Source organism: Nocardia sp. NPDC060249 (assembly GCF_042728755.1).
In the GTDB taxonomy this organism is placed as follows: domain Bacteria; phylum Actinomycetota; class Actinomycetes; order Mycobacteriales; family Mycobacteriaceae; genus Nocardia.
In genome coordinates, this window is sequence record NZ_JBHXAQ010000007.1 from 132,690 (window position 1) to 147,933 (window position 15,244).

Consider the following 15,244-nt stretch of genomic DNA (forward strand, 5'->3'; position numbering starts at 1 on the left):
GATCTTCCCTCCCTCCGGGCACTCCTTCGTCGCACCCTCCACTCAGTCCAGATCAAGGCGGCCGAGAACCGGCCTGCGGCCGTTCCTGTGGCGCGGCTGGCACGGCACCCGGCGCCGCGGGTTCTCGGCCCGGAAGCCTCGATCTTCCCTCCCTCCGGGCACTCCTTCGTCGCACCCTCCACTCAGTCCAGATCAAGGCGGCCGAGAACCGGCCTGCGGCCGTTCCTGTGGCGCGACTGACACGGGAACCCGGCGCCGCGGGTCCCGTGTCAGCACTGCACCTAGCCCTTGGCTGCTTTGAGCAGGTCGGCGCGGGTGGTGAACTTGACCCGCGGCCTGCCCGCCGACTTGCCCGCGGTCTTCTCGGCCTGGTCGATGGTCTTCCAGCCCTTGCGGTCGACCAGATCGGGCTGGCGCTGCGCGAGCAGGGCGCGCAGGGCGGCCCGGTCGCCGGTCGGCGCGGTGAGTTTGCCCGCCATGAAGTCGGCGATCACCGCTTCGACGGTCTCCTCGGCGTCGATTCGGTTGGAGCCGATCACCCCGCGCGGGCCGCGCTTGATCCAGCCCGAGACGTAGACGCCGGGGACGGGCTCGGTGGCGTCGATGACCCGGCCGTGCTCGCTCGGCACAGTGCCTCGGCGCTCGTCGAAGGGCAGGCCGGCGACGGGTTCGCCGCGGTAGCCGATCGAGCGCAGCACCAGGCCGGTCTCGATGGTCTCGGTACGGTCGGTGGCGGTGGCCACCAATTGCCCGTTCTCCTCGGTCAATTCGTTGTGCGCGAACTCGATCGCGGTGACCGCGTCGGTGCCGTGCACCGCGGTCGGCGCGGCGAGGTAGCGGAAGACGATCCGCTTGTTCGCCGGGTCGGCCTTCGCCGTCGAATACTCCGTGGCGAGCTCGTACTTCAGGCGCAACGAGGGTTCGATGTTCGGATCGTCGAGCAGCGCGCGGCTGTGCGGGTCGAGTTCGATATCGGCGGGGTCGACGATCACGTCGACGCCGTTGCGATGGGTGAGCGCCAGGAACTCCGGCGAGCTGTAGGCGGCTTGCAGCGGACCACGGCGTCCGAGGACCACGACCTCGCGAATATTGCTGCGCCGCAGGGCGTCCAGCGCGTGGTCGGCGATATCGGTCTTGGCGAGCTCGTCCGGGTCGCCGGTGAGCACGCGCGCCACATCGAGGGCCACGTTGCCGTTGCCGACGATCACCGCGCGCTCACCCGACAGGTCGAATTCACGCTCGGCGAAGTCTGGGTGGCCGTTGTACCAGGCCACGAACTCGGTGGCCGAGTGGCTGCCGGGCAGGTCCTCGCCGGGGATGTCGAGCGAGCGGTCGCTCGAGGCACCGACGGCGTAGATCACCGCGTGATGGTGGTCGAGGAGCTCCTGGTGATCGATGTGCTCACCGACCTCCACATTGAGGTAGTACTGCAGCGTGTCGCGGCGGAAGGCCGACTCGAACATCTCGGCGACGCCCTTGGTGCCCGCGTGATCGGGGGCGACGCCCGCGCGTACCAGGCCCCACGGGGTCGGCAGCCGGTCGAACATCTCGACCTCGACATCGCTGCGCCGCAGCAGTTCGTCGGCGGCGTAGCAGGCCGCGGGGCCCGCGCCGACGATCGCGACGCGCAGCGTGCCCAGGCTCTTGGGCGGGCGGGTCGGCGTGCTCAGTGGGTCGAAGTTCGACTCGAGCGGGTGACGCTGGAAGTAGGCGGCGTTGATCTCGCGGTATCTGGACAGCGAGGCGAGCAGGTCGTCCTCGGAGAAGATCGCGTCCACCGGACATGCGTCAACGCAGGCACCGCAGTCGATGCAGGTGTCAGGGTCGATGTACAACATTTCCGCCGTGGCGAACTCCGGTTGATCCGGAGTCGGGCGGATGCAGTCGACCGGGCATTCGGTGACGCAGCTGGCGTCGTTGCAACAACGCTGCGTGATGACGTAGGCCATAGGTGCAGATCCTCGAAATGTGTGGTCGGTGGCTCGAGACGCCCCCTATCAGGGCCCGTGGCGGGTAAACCACGAACCCATCGATAGTGACGCAGCTTTCAGTGTGCCTCGAGTGTGACTGCTACCTCACCCCTGCCCAGGATTACGGTGGTCTCATGGTGGCGACCCTGATCCTGATGCGGCACGGAAAATCGGCCTATCCCGACAACGTCGACGACCACGCGCGCCCGCTGGCACCGCGTGGCGAGCGTGAAGCGGCACTGGCCGGTGACTGGTTGCGCGCCGCCGCGCCGCCGATCGACGCGGTGCGCTGCTCGACCGCCGAGCGCACCAGACAGACCCTCGAAGCCACCGGCATCACCGCGCCCGTCGAGTACACCGACGACATCTACGACGCGAACCCGCACACCCTCATGGAACTGATCGGGCTCACCGACGACACGATCTCGACCCTGCTCATCGTCGGCCATGTGCCCGGGATTCCCTGGACCGCGTGGGAACTGGCGGCCAACCGCGAATCCGATCAGGCGACCGAACTCAGCCGCAAGTTCCCCACCTCGGCGCTGGCCGTGCTCGAATTCGATCGGCCATGGGCACAACTGGGCCCCGGCACGGGCGAACTCACGAAGTTCCACGTGCCGCGCTGACGTCACTCGGTGCGGCTCACTTGAGCAACTTGCCGCCGACGACGATGCCCACCCCCAGCAGCGCGAGGAGCACGAACGCGACGAATCCGTTCGTCAGCGCCCAGACCACGCCGAGCACGAGTACCACCGGCGCCACCGCGATCGCGGTGATCACCGGGCTCTCCTTGACCGTTTCCCAAGCCGAGCGGGCCCTGACGCGGTCGATGTCCTTACCAGCCATGTGATCCACACTACGTTTCCGTCGGACCACCGTGTCATGCTCGACCACATGGATTGGAAAATCGAACTCGTTGCCATCCCGGTCACCGATGTCGACCGGGCCAAGGATTTCTACACCAGCATCGGCTTCAACGCCGATCACGACCACACACCGTCCCCGGAGATCCGATTCGTGCAGCTCACGCCGCCGGGCTCGGGATGTTCGATCTGCATCGGGCGCGGGCTCACCAGTGCCGCGCCGGGCAGCGTCGAGGGCATGCAGATGGTCGTGGCCAGCGCCGACAAGGCCTATGAACAGCTGATCGCCGCGGGTGTGGCGGCCACCCCCGTCGAGGACATGGGCTGGGGGCGGTTCACCTTCTTCGCCGACCCCGACGGCAACAAGTGGGCCATCCAGGAGCTGCCGAACTACAGCTGACATCGCTCGTCCCGTGATGACAGGGCTTGCTTGGAGTGCACTCCAGGTGGATAGCGTCTAGGAAGTTCCACGGAAGGGGCGAGCACGATGGATCAGGACGCGGCGCTGCGCGCCGAGAGCGGCGACGACGAGCACGAGCGCCCGAGGTATTCGATCGGCCAGGCGGCCGATCGATCGGGCCTGAGCCGCGACACCCTGCGCTGGTACGAGCGGATCGGGCTGATGGGCTACGTCGGTCGCGATCACACCGGCAACCGCCGGTTCAGCGACCGCGACCTGGAGTGGCTGGCGCTGATCGCGCGGCTGCGGCTCACCGGCATGCCGGTGGCCGACATGATCCGCTACGCCGAACTGGTACGGGCAGGCGAGCAGACCTACCCGGCTCGGCTGGAGATGTTCCGGCAGACCAGATCCGACGTGCTCGACAAGATCGCGGAGCTGCAGCAGACCGTGGCCGTTCTCGACTACAAGATCGCCGTCTACGAAGGCCGATCGGATGTGGTCCGGCCCGCCACGATCACCGTGCACACGAGCGAAGGAAGCGACACATGAGCACCACCGCGACACTGCCGACCACGACGCTGGGCGCCGGGGGACCGCTGATCGGCACCCAGGGGTTCGGCTGCATGGGCATCAGCGAGTTCTACGGCGATACTGACGCGGCCGAATCGCGGGCCACCCTGGACCACGCGCTCGAACTCGGCGTCACCCTGTTCGACACCGCCGATGTGTACGGATCCGGCCACAACGAGGAATTCCTCGCCGATTTCGTGGCCGCCAACCGCGAAGACCTGCTCATCGCCACGAAATTCGGCATCGTGCGCAAGGCCGACGATCCGTCCTTCCGCGGCTTCGACAACTCCCCCGCCTACATCCACGCGTCGGTCGAGGCCAGCCTGCGCAGGCTCGGCGTCGACACGATCGACCTGTACTACATGCATCGGCGCGACCCGCGGGTCCCGATCGAGGAGACCGTCGCCGCCATGGCCGAACTGGTCGCGGCGGGCAAGGTGCGGGCGCTCGGGTTGTCCGAGGTGACCGGTGACGAGTTGCGGGCCGCGCACGCGGTGCACCCGATCGCGGCGTTGCAGTCGGAGTGGTCGCTGTTCTCCCGCGACGTGGAACGCACCGCGGTGCCCGCCGCGGCCGCACTGGGCGTGGCGTTCGTTCCGTACTCGCCGCTGGGCCGCGGTTTTCTCACCGGCGCGTTCACCTCGGCAACAGAGCTGAGCGACAAGGACTTCCGCAAGTTCCAGCCCCGCTTCACCGGCGACAACGCCCGGCACAACGCCGCATTGCTCGCGCCGCTGGCCGCGATCGCCGCCGCCCACGACATCACCCAGGCCCAGGTCGCACTGGCGTGGGTACACGCGAGGGCGGAGGCGCACAACCTGTCCGTGGTGCCGATTCCCGGCACCCGCAAGCGGACCAGACTGGCCGAGAACGTCGCCGCGGCATCGGTACGCCTGTCCGCGGACGAACTCGCGGCACTGGAGCCGATCGCCGCACAGGTGGCAGGCAGCCGGTACGCGGATATGACGTTCACCTCGGCAGGACGCGAATAGCGTCCCGCGACGACCGGCGATCGCGCGGAATAGGCTGCGGCCTACGAATGGTTCTGTTTACCGTCACGGTCGACGCAACGATGCGCCGACCCTCAGCGCACCGCCGTCGGTGCGGAAGGAGCGTTTGCCGATGACCGAGACAGCAGAGTCACAGCGCCGCGTCGTGCGCAATGCCGAGAAGAATCGCTACGACGTGTTCTTCGACGATGAACTCGCCGGCTTCGCCGAATACATCGAGCGCGACAACGACACCGATTTCATCCACACCGAGATCGACGACGCGTTCGCGGGCAAAGGGCTCGGCGGGGTACTCGCCCGCCAGGCCGTCGAGGACGTGATCGCGCGCGGTCGCACCATCACCGCGCACTGCCCGTTCATCCGTGGCTGGCTGGACAAGCACCCCGAGTACGACGCGCATGTGGTGGGCAAGGGCATCCTGCCGTGAGCGACATGGAGGTCGACCCGGACGAGGCGCTGTGTGAGCCGTCGCCGCGTCCGGGTCCGATCGCCGAGTTGTATCCGGCTAGGGAGGTCCCGCTCGGCGGGGTGCGCGGGGTGTACGTGGAACGCACACTGCCGCAACGGGATCTGCCGACCGTCGGTGCGTGGTGTTTCCTCGACCGGTTCGGTTCGGCCGCCGCGACCGAGGCCGGCGCCTCCCCCGACATCCTGCCGCACCCCCACATCGGCTTGCAGACGGTGACCTGGCCGCTCGACGGCCGCATCCGGCATCGCGATTCGGTGGGCTCCGACGTCGAGATCGAGCCGGGGCAGCTGAACCTGATGACCTCCGGTCGCGGCATCGCGCATTCGGAGTTCGGCGTGCCCGGCGCCGAAGCGGGCCACGGCCTCCAGTTGTGGATCGCGCTGCCCGGCACCGCCACCGGCATCGACCCGCATTTCGAGCAGCATCGCGAACTGCCGGCCTACGCGGCGCCGGGACTGCGCGCCACCGTGCTGATCGGCGCGCTGGGTGGTGTCAGCTCACCCGCGAAGTCCTACACACCGATCGTCGGGGCCGACATCGTGCTCGATCCCGACGCCGAGGTGGTGCTCCCGCTGGATCGCGCGTTCGAGCACGCCGTGCTGGTGATCGAGGGCACGGTGACGATCGACGGCACCGAACTCACCCCGGGGCCGCTGCTGTATCTGGGCACCGACCGCGCCGAACTGCGCGTGTTCAGCTCCGACGGCGCGCATTTCGCGCTGGTCGGTGGCGAACCCTTCGCCGAGGAACTGGTGATGTGGTGGAACTTCGTGGCACGCAGTCACGAGGAGATCGTCGATGCCCGTGCGGCGTGGGAAGCCCGTGATACCAGTCGCTTTCCCACCGTCGTCGGCCATTCCCCCGACGAGCGGATACCCGCCCCGCCCCTGCCACCGTTGCGTTTGAAGCCGCGCAAGCGAGCGACCGGCTGCACTCACCTCTGAGCCGGGATCAGACCACGCGGGAACCCGATGCGGCGCTCCCCGGTGCCGCATCGGGTTCGCCCGTTCAGCCGGCCAGCAGGGCGTCGAGGGCGCGGTAGCTGTCGTTGAGGCCGACCTCCATGCCCGAGTCGAGCATGCCGGCGCATTCCTCGGCCGTGTGGAAGATGCTGTCGGTGACGACCCTGGTGCGGCCGTCGCCGAGATCGGTGAAGGTGGTCGAGTCGATGCTGATGTGGGCGGGCATGCCGTCCCACTCGAAGGATTGCACGATGCGTTCCTTCGGGGTGATCTCGCGGAAGCGGCCTTCGAAACCGTAGGACTCGTCGCCGTCGTGTTCGACGAAACGCCAGTGCCCGCCCTTGCGGAACTCCCAGCGCTCGACGTCGACCACATGGCCGCGACCCCACCAGCGCGAGAGCTGCTCGATGCGGCTGTAGGCGTCCCATACCCGGTCCAGTGGCGCGGCGAAATCGCGTTCGATGTGGACTTCGCGGTCCGAGGTGGAGGTGATGACGGCGTCGTTGGTGGTTGTGCTCATTGCTCTGGCTCCGTTCGTTGCAGGAATTCACCGAGACGGTCCATCCGGGCTTCGAGCATCTGCCGATAACCCTGCATCCAGGCCACCTCACGATCGAAGACGTGCTCGCAGATCCGGCAGTACCGCACCCGCCCACGCTTCTCGGTGACCACCATGCCCGCATCCTCGAGCAGACCGATGTGCTTCTTGATGCCGGTCAAGGTCATCCCGAATCGGTCGGCCAACTCGGTGATACTCGCGGGCCCACGCCCGAGCTGCTCGAGGATGCCCCGCCGTGTGGGGTCCGCGAGCGCCCCGAACGAGGCGTCTAGGAAGTCATACTGAACCATCTAGTTCAGTATTGCGCGGCGCCGTCATCTGGTCAACCCCTTTCGGAAAACCCTGGACGGGCCGTTGGATTTACTACTACGCTTTGTCGTAGCACTTGGCGGGAATCATCGAGGGGGAACACTCATGGACAAGACCACCTGTTGCATCGTCGGCGGTGGCCCTGCGGGCACGATGGCAGGCCTGCTGCTCGCCAGAGCAGGCGTCGACGTGACCGTGCTGGAAAAACACGCCGACTTCCTGCGAGATTTCCGCGGCGACACGGTGCACCCGTCGACGGTGCGGCTGATCGACGAACTGGGACTGGGCGCCGAGTTCGCCGGACTGCCCCGCGCCGAGCTCACCCGGATGTGCATGTACGCGGGCGACCGCATGGTGGTCGCCGCCGATCTCACCCGGATTCCCGGCAAGTACCGCCACATCGCCATGGTGCCGCAATGGGACTTCCTCGACCTGCTCACCACCGCCGCGGCCGAGGAACCGACCTTCACACTGCGGATGCGCTCGACCGTGACCGGACTGATCGACGAAGCGGGCGGGGTGGCAGGCGTGCGCTATCGCGATGCCGACGGTGCCGAACACCTCCTGCGCGCCGATCTCGTGATCGCCTGCGACGGACGCGATTCCGTGGCGCGCGAGGCCGCGGGCCTGCGTCAGCGCATGGAGGACGTGCCGATGGACATGTGGTTCTTCCGCATCCCGAAAGCCGACGACGACACCGACGGCGGTGCCGTGCAGGCACGCTTCACCAGCGGCAACTCCGCGGTGGCCATCGACCGCGGCGACTACTACCAGACCGGCTACATCATCGACAAGGGCTGCGACGCAGAGCTTCGCGCCGCGCACGACGTGCGATGGCTGCGCGATCGCGTCACCGAGCTCTTCGGCTGGTCCGCCGAGGCGACAGCGGCGATCCGGACCTGGGACGACGTCAAGCTGCTCGAGGTGACGGTGGGCATGCTCGACCGGTGGTACGTCCCCGGCCTGCTGTGCATCGGCGATGCCGCGCACACGATGTCACCGGTCGGTGGAGTGGGCGTCAACCTCGCGGTGCAGGACGCCGTCGCGGCCGCGCGCATCCTGGCCCAGCCGCTGCTCGACGGCACCGTGCAGACCGCCCACCTGGAAAAGGTGCAGCGCAGGCGGATGCTGCCCGCGAGCTTCACGCAGCGATCCCAGCGCGGCGAACACGACATGCTCATCGCGCCCGCGCTGCGGGGAACCCTGCACACCGCGCCGCTGCCGCTGCGTGTCGTCGACGCCGTGCCCGCGCTCGCCGGAATCACCGCCTACCTCGGCGGCATCGGGCTGCGTCCCGAGCACGCGCCGGAGTTCGCGCGACGTCCACAGACCGGCGCCGCACCGTCGAACGCGCGGCGCTGATCTGTCCCGGCCGTGTCGACCGCCGACTTTCCGAACCGGGCCGCACCGGCTAGGTTTGCCGCGACGAACGGGACGAATCGGTCCCGGGTGAAGCAGCGGGAGGCTTGCGGGATGAGGATCGGCACTGGGGTCGGGGCGGCACTGCTCGCGATGGGGGTCATCGTGGCGGCAGCCGGGAACGGGCACGCCGAGCCCACCCCGGCGGTCGCCGAACAGCCGGTCGCGGCGCCGTCGCTGCGCGGCATCGACAAGGGCGTGAACTACGAGGTGAGCGCGACCGATGACCGGCGCGCGGTGGTCACCACCATCGACGCGGGGCGGTTCCAGCTCGTCCACGACGCGAAAGTCGTCGCGGTCACCGACGAATCGGGTGCGGTACTCGCGGCGCTGCCGATGGTCGTGCGCGTCGGCGCGCACGCGGTCCCGCTCACGCCGTCGATCGACGAGCAAGGCACCAGCCTGACCCTCACCCCGATCACCGAATCCGCCACGCCGGTGCGCGACATCAGCGCACAGGAACGCTTCTTCGCCGAAACCCAGCGCCTGCAACCGAAGATCATCGAAGGCGCCGCCATCGGAGCGGCCATCGGTTTCGTTCTGGGCTTCCCGCTCGGCCTGTTCATCCTGGACTTCATCACCGTCCCGGTCGCCACCGTGGCGGGCGCGGCGATCGGCGCGCTCGCCGGGTACGCGCTGGCAGGTGGTCAGCCCGCGATCGACACCGCGCTGGCCTACGTCACCGGAGCGCCCTGAATCACGGTGCTGGACTGAGGAGCTGGGTGCCGATCACGCGCAGCAGCGCCATCTTCTCCGCCGCGTCGGTGCCGGGACGCGGCAGATAGACCAGCAGTCGCTGGGCCGCGTTCGGAGTGAGCAGGGTTTCGCAGATCGTATCGATCAGGCCGATTTCCGGGTGCAGGAACTGCTTGATGTCGGAGATCCGCACGGCGACTTCGTGTTCGTTCCACAGGTCTTCGAATTCCGCACTGTTGCGGCGTAACTCGCTGATGAAGCCGGTGACTTCGGCATCGTCGGCGCGACGTGCCGCGGTAGCACGCAGATCGGCCACATGGCTGCGGCTCATGCGGGACCAATCCGATTCGGGGAACAGCGTTCTGGCCGACGGGTCGGTGAACCAGCGCCAGGAATAGAAGCGATCGAGGCCGCTGCGGGTGCTGTGGTCCCCGGCCAGCAGGCTGTGCATCCGGTTCTGCACGAGGACCTCGCCGAGGTCGGTGATCACGGCGGCGGGGACGTCGTCGAGTTTGTCCAGCATGTGCAGCAGCCCGGGGCCGACGTGCTTGTCGCGCAGTCCACGGTCCGGCGACGGGTGGCCACACAGATGGAACAGGTGGTCGCGCTCGTCGGCACTCAGGCGCAGCGCGCGAGCCAGCGCGGCGAGGACCTGAGTGGACGGGCGTGGACCACGCGCCTGTTCGAGACGGGTGTAGTAGTCGGTCGACATGCCGGTGAGCAGAGCCACCTCGTCGCGGCGCAGACCGGGGGTGCGCCGGCGCACGCCGGGCGGCAGACCCACGTCGGCGGGGGTGAGCAGGTCCCGGTGACGGCGCAGGAAGTCGGCCAGCTCGGATCGGTCCATGTCTCCATGGTGCGCGTCACGGCGGCGGCCGGCCAGGGACCGGCGATCCCCCGATGAACGATCTCTGCCGTGTCCGGGGCTCGCGGCGCAGGCTCGAAGCATGATGAACTCTCAGATCCCCACTGTCGTTCTCGGCGACACCGGACCCCGGGTCAGCCGCATCGGCCTCGGCGCCATGGGCATGTCCGGGATGTACGGCGCCTCCGACGACCGTGAATCGATCGCGACCGTCCACGCCGCCATCGACGCGGGCATCAACCTCATCGACACCGGCGACTTCTACGGCGCGGGCCACAACGAGATGCTGATCGGCAAGGCCATCGCCGAACGCGCTCGCGAGGACGTGCTGCTCAGCGTGAAGTTCGGTGCGCTGCGCGGGCCGGGCGGAACGTGGGGCGGCTTCGACGGGCGTCCGGCCGCTCTCCGCAACTTCCTCACCTACACACTGACTCGGCTCGGCGTCGACCACATCGACGTCTACCGGCCCGCGCGCCTGGATCCCGCGGTACCGATCGAGGACACCGTCGGCGCGATCGGCGAACTCGTCGAGGCGGGATACGTGCGGCATATCGGGCTCTCCGAGGTCGGCGCCGACACGTTGCGGCGTGCGGCCGCCGTGCATCCGATCGCCGACCTCCAGATCGAGTACTCGCTCCTCTCGCGCGGCATCGAGAAGGAAATCCTCCCGGTCGCGAGGCAACTCGGCACGGGAATCACCGCCTACGGCGTGCTCTCGCGAGGGCTGCTCAGCGATACCTTCCGCAACGGCGGGCCCGCGCCGGCAGGCGACTTCCGCGCCCACAGCCCGCGATTCCAGGGCGAAAACCTCACCCGGAACCTGCGCTTGGTCGAGGCATTGGCCGATATCGCCGCCACGAAACAGGTTTCGGTCGCGCAGCTGGCGATCGCCTGGGCGCTCAGCCGTGGCGAGGACATCGTGCCGGTCATCGGTGCGCGCAGCCGGACCCGCCTCGACGAGGCGCTCGGCGCGCTCGCGATCTCGCTCACGCCGGACGAGCTGGCCGTGATCGAGGCGGCGGCACCGGCCGACGCCGTCGCGGGCGAGCGGTACGCGGCCGAGCAGATGGCGATGCTCGACAGCGAACGCTGACTGTCGCCGGGCCACCCGCCGTGCGTTGTCCCCGGTCTCCGCTACCGTTGACACCAGTAAGTCCGCACGGGTGGGTGGTGATGAGAGTGGTGTTCGACCCGCTGGCCGATATCGAACGCGCCCTGGCCGAACAGGCCGGGTGGACGTGGTTCGACGACTACCTGCTGTACACCTGCGGGGTGGCCGATCTACTGGCGCGCGGTGAGGTGGGGCTGATCCCGCACACGGCGACGCGGGTGCGGATCGAGCCCGGCGAGGTCGGCCTCGCCGAGGGAGCCGTCAACTGGTACACGTGGCGGGCGACCGGCGACGGCACGGCGACTCGGAGCCGGGGCCCCGTCGCGGGTCCGGCCCCGATCGTCGCGGCCGCGCAGTTGGGCAATGCCGTCGTGAACCGGACCCGGCGCACACAGACGGCCGCCGCGCAACCGCGCTGGGTGGCGGAACGGCCGGGGTCGGTGATGATCTCGGACCGGCGGCTGCACCTCACCAACCCCGACCGGTCGTTCTCGCTGTACTGGTCCGCACTCGAGTCCATCGACCTCACCGCCCCGGATCGCGTCGGCTGCCGTTTCCCCGACCGGGACGGCAAATTACAGCAGATCCAGGTCCAAACCCCGTGGGCAGCTTTGCTTTTCGTCACCGCTGCCCTGCGGCACTTCCCGCACCACCCGCTGTTGAAGACCGGCACCTGGCTGCCCGCGGGATTCGAGGACAAGTGCCATCTGGCCGGCAAGAAGTGTCCGAAGGTCCGGTAGCCACCCTTCGGGCACGGCCGAACCGCCGGGCATCGAAACCCGGCGGTCCACCTGACTGGCCCTAGCCGACGCGCGTGAACAACCGTCCAGCCAGGTCCACTCCGATCACTGCACCGCCCTCGTCACGGCTGAAGTATCCGCGCTGACCGACGAAAGCCCCTGAGGTGACGATGTATTCGTCACCACCACCGGGCAGCAGGCCGAAGTCGAACGGCGCGTGGTCGGGCGGGAGATCCTGGCCGGCCGCCGCGCGCAGCTCCGGCTTGATCCTGACCTCGAGGACCAGGCTCGACGAGGTCGCGGTGACGTCGAAGGTCATCGCGTCGATCTCGTAGCTGCCGACCAGTTCCGCGGCAGTCTCGGCGTCGAAGGGCAGCGGTGCCGGGTCGACATCGTCGATGCCGAGGTAGTGCGCGAGGACCCAGCGGACGATGCGCTGGTTGCACGCGATGCCATCGGGACCGGCGTTGGCCATCACGACCACCGCGAAGTCGCGTTCGGGGACGAGAAGCAGTTCGGCGAATTGCCCGAAGCCCGAACCGCCGTGGCCGATGGTGCGGACACCGTCGATGTCGCGGACGAACCAGCACAGGCCGATCGCGTCGCCGAGTGAACTGGCCCGCAACCGCACGGTCGGCTCCTGCATGCGGGCGAGCAGGTCGGTCGGCAACACATCGTCGCTCCCCAGATGCACCCGCATCCACCGCACCTGATCGGCGACCGTGGTGGCCAGGCCACCACCGGGATTGTTGGCGCGGTTGCCCTTCCACGGCTGGACGACGCTCACGGTGTGGTCGGCGCCGAGCTCGTGACCGATCGCGAAGCGGCGAGTCATGACATCGGAGAGCTGAAAGACGCTGTTGTGCATACCCACCGGCGCGAGCACGAGGTCATGGACCGCGCTCTCGAAGCTCTGTCCGGTGACAGTTTCGATGACCCGGCCGAGGAGGTTGAACCCGGCCTGGCTGTAGGAGGAGCGTTCGCCTGGCTTGCCGATCGGCGGGAGATCGCTCAGCAGGCGGGCGAACTCGGCGAGCGCGTCGTCACCCTCGCCGGTGTCGACGAGCAGGTTCCAGTCCAGGCCCGAGGTGTGGTTGAGCAGAGCCCCGACGGTGATGTCGGTCGATGCCGTGAATTCCGGAACATACTGCTGAACAGTCGCGTCCAGGTCGATTCTGCCCTCGGCGACCAGCCGCATCAGCGCGGTCGCGGTCACCGGCTTGGTGATGGAGCCGGCGGCGAACAGGGTGTCGGGGGTGACGGGAAGCGGGTTGTCGACGCCGGTGACGCCGTGCGTCGCGAAGATCTCGTGACCGTCGGCGAAAACACCGACAGCCAGGCCGGGGATACCGAATTCGGTGGCGGTAGCGGTGATGAACTGGGCGAGCTCGGACATGGTTCTTCTCCTTTGTTGCTGGCTTCAGGAAAGGGCGAGGGCGGCGAGGCCGAGGAGGGTGCCGCCGAAAACGGTGATGTTGCGCAGCGTCTGCAGCGTCCAGGTCCAGGCCGGGAAGCCGTATTCGGCGGCCGCGAGCAGCGCGGGAACGTCGATGCGGATCAGTTCGGGATCACCCTTGCGGCGGAACGCGGCGCGCACCGAGCGCACAGCGGTGTGATTGCTGTAGACGATGACGGCGTTGCCGAGCAGGACCAGCGTCAACAGCACCCAGTTCAGCGGCGGGGCGACGGCCAGGTCGGCGAGGTTGACCCCGGCGAGCGCGATCATGATCGCGGCGATGCTCAACGGCGCGGCGCTCTCATGGCCGCTGGCGTCGAATCGCATGCCGTTCTCGGTGAGCGCGGTGGTGCGCACGCCCTGCCGGGCCAGCTCGGACTCCGCGGTGGCCATGGCGGCCGCGCCGTAGCGATTGCGCACGATCGGCATGCTCACGAATGCGGCGGCGATGAGCAGGTCGATGCTGGCGAGGAGGATGTTCATGCTGGTCGATCCCTTCTTGAACTTTGTAAAAGTACGATAGCTCGCGACTTGAACTAAGTGCAAGAGGTTTCTTGAACTTTGTGAAAGTGCCAGGTGAGGCCCTAGGGTGAGGACATGCCGCGTGAGACATTGACCCGCGAACAGATCGTCGCCACCGCGATCGAACTGCTCGATGAAGAGGGCCTGGACGGGCTGAACATGCGCAGTCTCGGCAAGCGGCTCGACTCCGCGCCGACCGCGATGTACTGGCACGTGAAGAACAAGGACAACCTGATCCGCTTGGCCGCCGACGAGACCTGGGGCGAAATCGCCCTGCCCGATCCCGACTCGCCCGACTGGCGCACGGCCACCGAACAGCTGGCTCGCGGGTTGTACACAACCATCACCAGGCATCCCTGGCTGGCGCAGGCCCAGTCGAGCTACCTGCTCTACGGGCCGAACAAGGCTCGCCATGACGAGGTGGCGCTGACGGTGTACGAGAACGCCGGGTTCGTCGGCGACGCGGCCGACCAAGCACTGGGGGCGGTGTTCACCCTGATCCTCGGTAGTGCCGCCGGCGCCGCGGCCGACGTGTCACTGCGGCGCCGGCTCGGGCGTGGCGATCGCGATCCGGCGGTCGAATTGCAGGCCGCGCTGGACGAAGCGGGTGAGATCGCCCAGCCCTACCCGCGGCTACGGGCGCGGCTCGAGCGTGCCGACATCGCCACCCTCACGGCCGTGGCGAGTTTCGAGTTCGGACTCGCGGCTTTGCTCGACGGGCTCGCGGAGCGGCGGTCGAACTAGGCCGCAGCCGACCTCACGGCACTGCGAACACGGTGCGGTGAGCTACCTCTGGCGCGCACGGTAAGCCGCGACGGCGTTGCGGTTTCCGCAGTTGGTGCTGCAATAGCGGCGGGAACGGTTGCGGGACAGGTCGAGCACCAGTCCCGCGCAGTCGGTGTCCGCGCAGATCGACAGGCGGCTCAAGTCGTCGGCGCGGATGAGGTCGATCATCGCCATCGCGGTCTCGACGGCGATACGGACCGGGAGCGGAGCCCGCGCCGGAACGGCGTGCACGTGGTAATCGACATCGCCGTGCCGGACCAACTGCGGCACCGCGCGGTGCTCGGCGAGGGTCTCGTTCACGAGCGTGACGGCGGCATCGCGATCGCTGGTGAGCATCGCGCGTAGTGGTGCGCGCAGGGCTCGGACGGCGGCCAGTTCCGCGGGGTCGCCGGTGTGTACGCCCGTGTAGACGTGCCGTTCGAAGAACTCGGCGAGCTGGGCGGTTTCGGTCAATGTGTCGGGGTCTTCGGCGGAATTGACCAGTTCGACCGCCGCCAGCAGGGCCGCTTCGGTGTCATGAGCAAAAACCACATT

General features: G+C 68.2%; 19 protein-coding genes. 11 read left to right on the top strand and 8 right to left on the bottom strand.

The window, feature by feature from the left end; all coding sequences use genetic code 11:
• Positions 1–281: 281 nt before the first annotated feature.
• Positions 282–1,949 carry an FAD-dependent oxidoreductase gene (locus ACFWFP_RS23905; protein ID WP_379298492.1) on the bottom strand — a complete coding sequence of 556 codons (1,668 nt, stop codon included), beginning with the start codon at positions 1,947–1,949 and terminating at the stop codon, positions 282–284.
• 155 nt (positions 1,950–2,104) lie between these two features.
• Between ACFWFP_RS23905 and ACFWFP_RS23910 the strand changes: the two genes are divergently transcribed.
• The gene (locus ACFWFP_RS23910) at positions 2,105–2,596 is read left to right on the top strand and encodes a SixA phosphatase family protein (protein ID WP_379298494.1); all 492 of its coding nucleotides are present in this window, start codon (positions 2,105–2,107) and stop codon (positions 2,594–2,596) included.
• 16 nt (positions 2,597–2,612) lie between these two features.
• Here the strand turns inward: ACFWFP_RS23910 and ACFWFP_RS23915 are convergent, their stop codons facing one another.
• The gene (locus ACFWFP_RS23915) at positions 2,613–2,816 is read right to left on the bottom strand and encodes a hypothetical protein (RefSeq protein ID WP_062988972.1); all 204 of its coding nucleotides are present in this window, start codon (positions 2,814–2,816) and stop codon (positions 2,613–2,615) included.
• A 48-nt stretch (positions 2,817–2,864) separates the two neighbouring features.
• Between ACFWFP_RS23915 and ACFWFP_RS23920 the strand changes: the two genes are divergently transcribed.
• The 5 genes from ACFWFP_RS23920 (at position 2,865) to ACFWFP_RS23940 (ending at position 6,229) form a co-directional block, all read left to right on the top strand.
• Positions 2,865–3,233: a VOC family protein gene (locus ACFWFP_RS23920; protein ID WP_378634314.1), complete on the top strand. Its 369-nt coding sequence runs from the start codon at positions 2,865–2,867 to the stop codon at positions 3,231–3,233.
• Between the two features lie 87 nt (positions 3,234–3,320).
• Entirely contained in the window at positions 3,321–3,785 is a 465-nt protein-coding gene (locus tag ACFWFP_RS23925) for a MerR family transcriptional regulator (protein ID WP_379298496.1), read from the top strand.
• On the top strand, positions 3,782–4,798 hold the full coding sequence (locus ACFWFP_RS23930; protein WP_379298498.1) for an aldo/keto reductase: 1,017 nt from the start codon (positions 3,782–3,784) through the stop codon (positions 4,796–4,798). The genes ACFWFP_RS23925 and ACFWFP_RS23930 overlap by 4 nt, the downstream gene beginning before the upstream one ends.
• A 130-nt stretch (positions 4,799–4,928) precedes the next feature.
• Complete coding sequence (locus ACFWFP_RS23935) at positions 4,929–5,243, top strand: GNAT family N-acetyltransferase (protein ID WP_379298500.1); 315 nt, start codon at positions 4,929–4,931, stop codon at positions 5,241–5,243.
• A gap of 5 nt (positions 5,244–5,248) precedes the next feature.
• Entirely contained in the window at positions 5,249–6,229 is a 981-nt protein-coding gene (locus ACFWFP_RS23940; protein WP_379298897.1) for a pirin family protein, read from the top strand.
• A 64-nt stretch (positions 6,230–6,293) separates the two neighbouring features.
• Here the strand turns inward: ACFWFP_RS23940 and ACFWFP_RS23945 are convergent, their stop codons facing one another.
• Positions 6,294–6,767 carry an SRPBCC family protein gene (locus tag ACFWFP_RS23945; RefSeq protein WP_379298502.1) on the bottom strand — a complete coding sequence of 158 codons (474 nt, stop codon included), beginning with the start codon at positions 6,765–6,767 and terminating at the stop codon, positions 6,294–6,296.
• Positions 6,764–7,096 (bottom strand): ArsR/SmtB family transcription factor, encoded by a 333-nt coding sequence (locus ACFWFP_RS23950; RefSeq protein WP_379298504.1) that lies wholly within the window; start codon positions 7,094–7,096, stop codon positions 6,764–6,766. Before ACFWFP_RS23950 ends, ACFWFP_RS23945 begins: the two co-directional genes overlap by 4 nt.
• Before the next feature lie 124 nt (positions 7,097–7,220).
• On the opposite strand from ACFWFP_RS23950, the gene ACFWFP_RS23955 reads away from it, so the two are divergent.
• Positions 7,221–8,477, top strand: coding sequence for an FAD-dependent oxidoreductase (locus ACFWFP_RS23955; protein ID WP_379298505.1), 1,257 nt, complete (start codon positions 7,221–7,223; stop codon positions 8,475–8,477).
• A gap of 111 nt (positions 8,478–8,588) precedes the next feature.
• A complete protein-coding gene (locus ACFWFP_RS23960; protein ID WP_379298507.1) occupies positions 8,589–9,230 on the top strand; it encodes a hypothetical protein in 642 nt (213 codons plus the stop codon).
• A gap of 1 nt (position 9,231) precedes the next feature.
• Here ACFWFP_RS23960 and ACFWFP_RS23965 read toward each other — a convergent pair whose 3' ends face one another.
• Positions 9,232–10,077 (bottom strand): helix-turn-helix transcriptional regulator, encoded by an 846-nt coding sequence (locus ACFWFP_RS23965; RefSeq protein ID WP_379298509.1) that lies wholly within the window; start codon positions 10,075–10,077, stop codon positions 9,232–9,234.
• Positions 10,078–10,177: 100 nt separating this feature from the next.
• Here ACFWFP_RS23965 and ACFWFP_RS23970 point away from each other — a divergent pair, with 100 nt between their 5' ends.
• Both ACFWFP_RS23970 and ACFWFP_RS23975 read left to right on the top strand, forming a co-directional pair.
• On the top strand, positions 10,178–11,188 hold the full coding sequence (locus ACFWFP_RS23970; protein ID WP_379298511.1) for an aldo/keto reductase: 1,011 nt from the start codon (positions 10,178–10,180) through the stop codon (positions 11,186–11,188).
• Between the two features lie 80 nt (positions 11,189–11,268).
• The gene (locus ACFWFP_RS23975; protein ID WP_379298513.1) at positions 11,269–11,946 is read left to right on the top strand and encodes a hypothetical protein; all 678 of its coding nucleotides are present in this window, start codon (positions 11,269–11,271) and stop codon (positions 11,944–11,946) included.
• 61 nt (positions 11,947–12,007) lie between these two features.
• Here the strand turns inward: ACFWFP_RS23975 and ACFWFP_RS23980 are convergent, their stop codons facing one another.
• Entirely contained in the window at positions 12,008–13,342 is a 1,335-nt protein-coding gene (locus ACFWFP_RS23980; protein WP_379298515.1) for a serine hydrolase domain-containing protein, read from the bottom strand.
• A gap of 24 nt (positions 13,343–13,366) precedes the next feature.
• Positions 13,367–13,885 carry a hypothetical protein gene (locus ACFWFP_RS23985; RefSeq protein ID WP_379298517.1) on the bottom strand — a complete coding sequence of 173 codons (519 nt, stop codon included), beginning with the start codon at positions 13,883–13,885 and terminating at the stop codon, positions 13,367–13,369.
• A 114-nt stretch (positions 13,886–13,999) separates the two neighbouring features.
• On the opposite strand from ACFWFP_RS23985, the gene ACFWFP_RS23990 reads away from it, so the two are divergent.
• Positions 14,000–14,668 carry a TetR/AcrR family transcriptional regulator C-terminal domain-containing protein gene (locus tag ACFWFP_RS23990; protein WP_379298519.1) on the top strand — a complete coding sequence of 223 codons (669 nt, stop codon included), beginning with the start codon at positions 14,000–14,002 and terminating at the stop codon, positions 14,666–14,668.
• Positions 14,669–14,710: 42 nt separating this feature from the next.
• On the opposite strand, the gene ACFWFP_RS23995 is transcribed toward ACFWFP_RS23990, so the two are convergent.
• Positions 14,711–15,241, bottom strand: coding sequence for a CGNR zinc finger domain-containing protein (locus ACFWFP_RS23995; RefSeq protein ID WP_379298521.1), 531 nt, complete (start codon positions 15,239–15,241; stop codon positions 14,711–14,713).
• Positions 15,242–15,244: the final 3 nt, after the last annotated feature.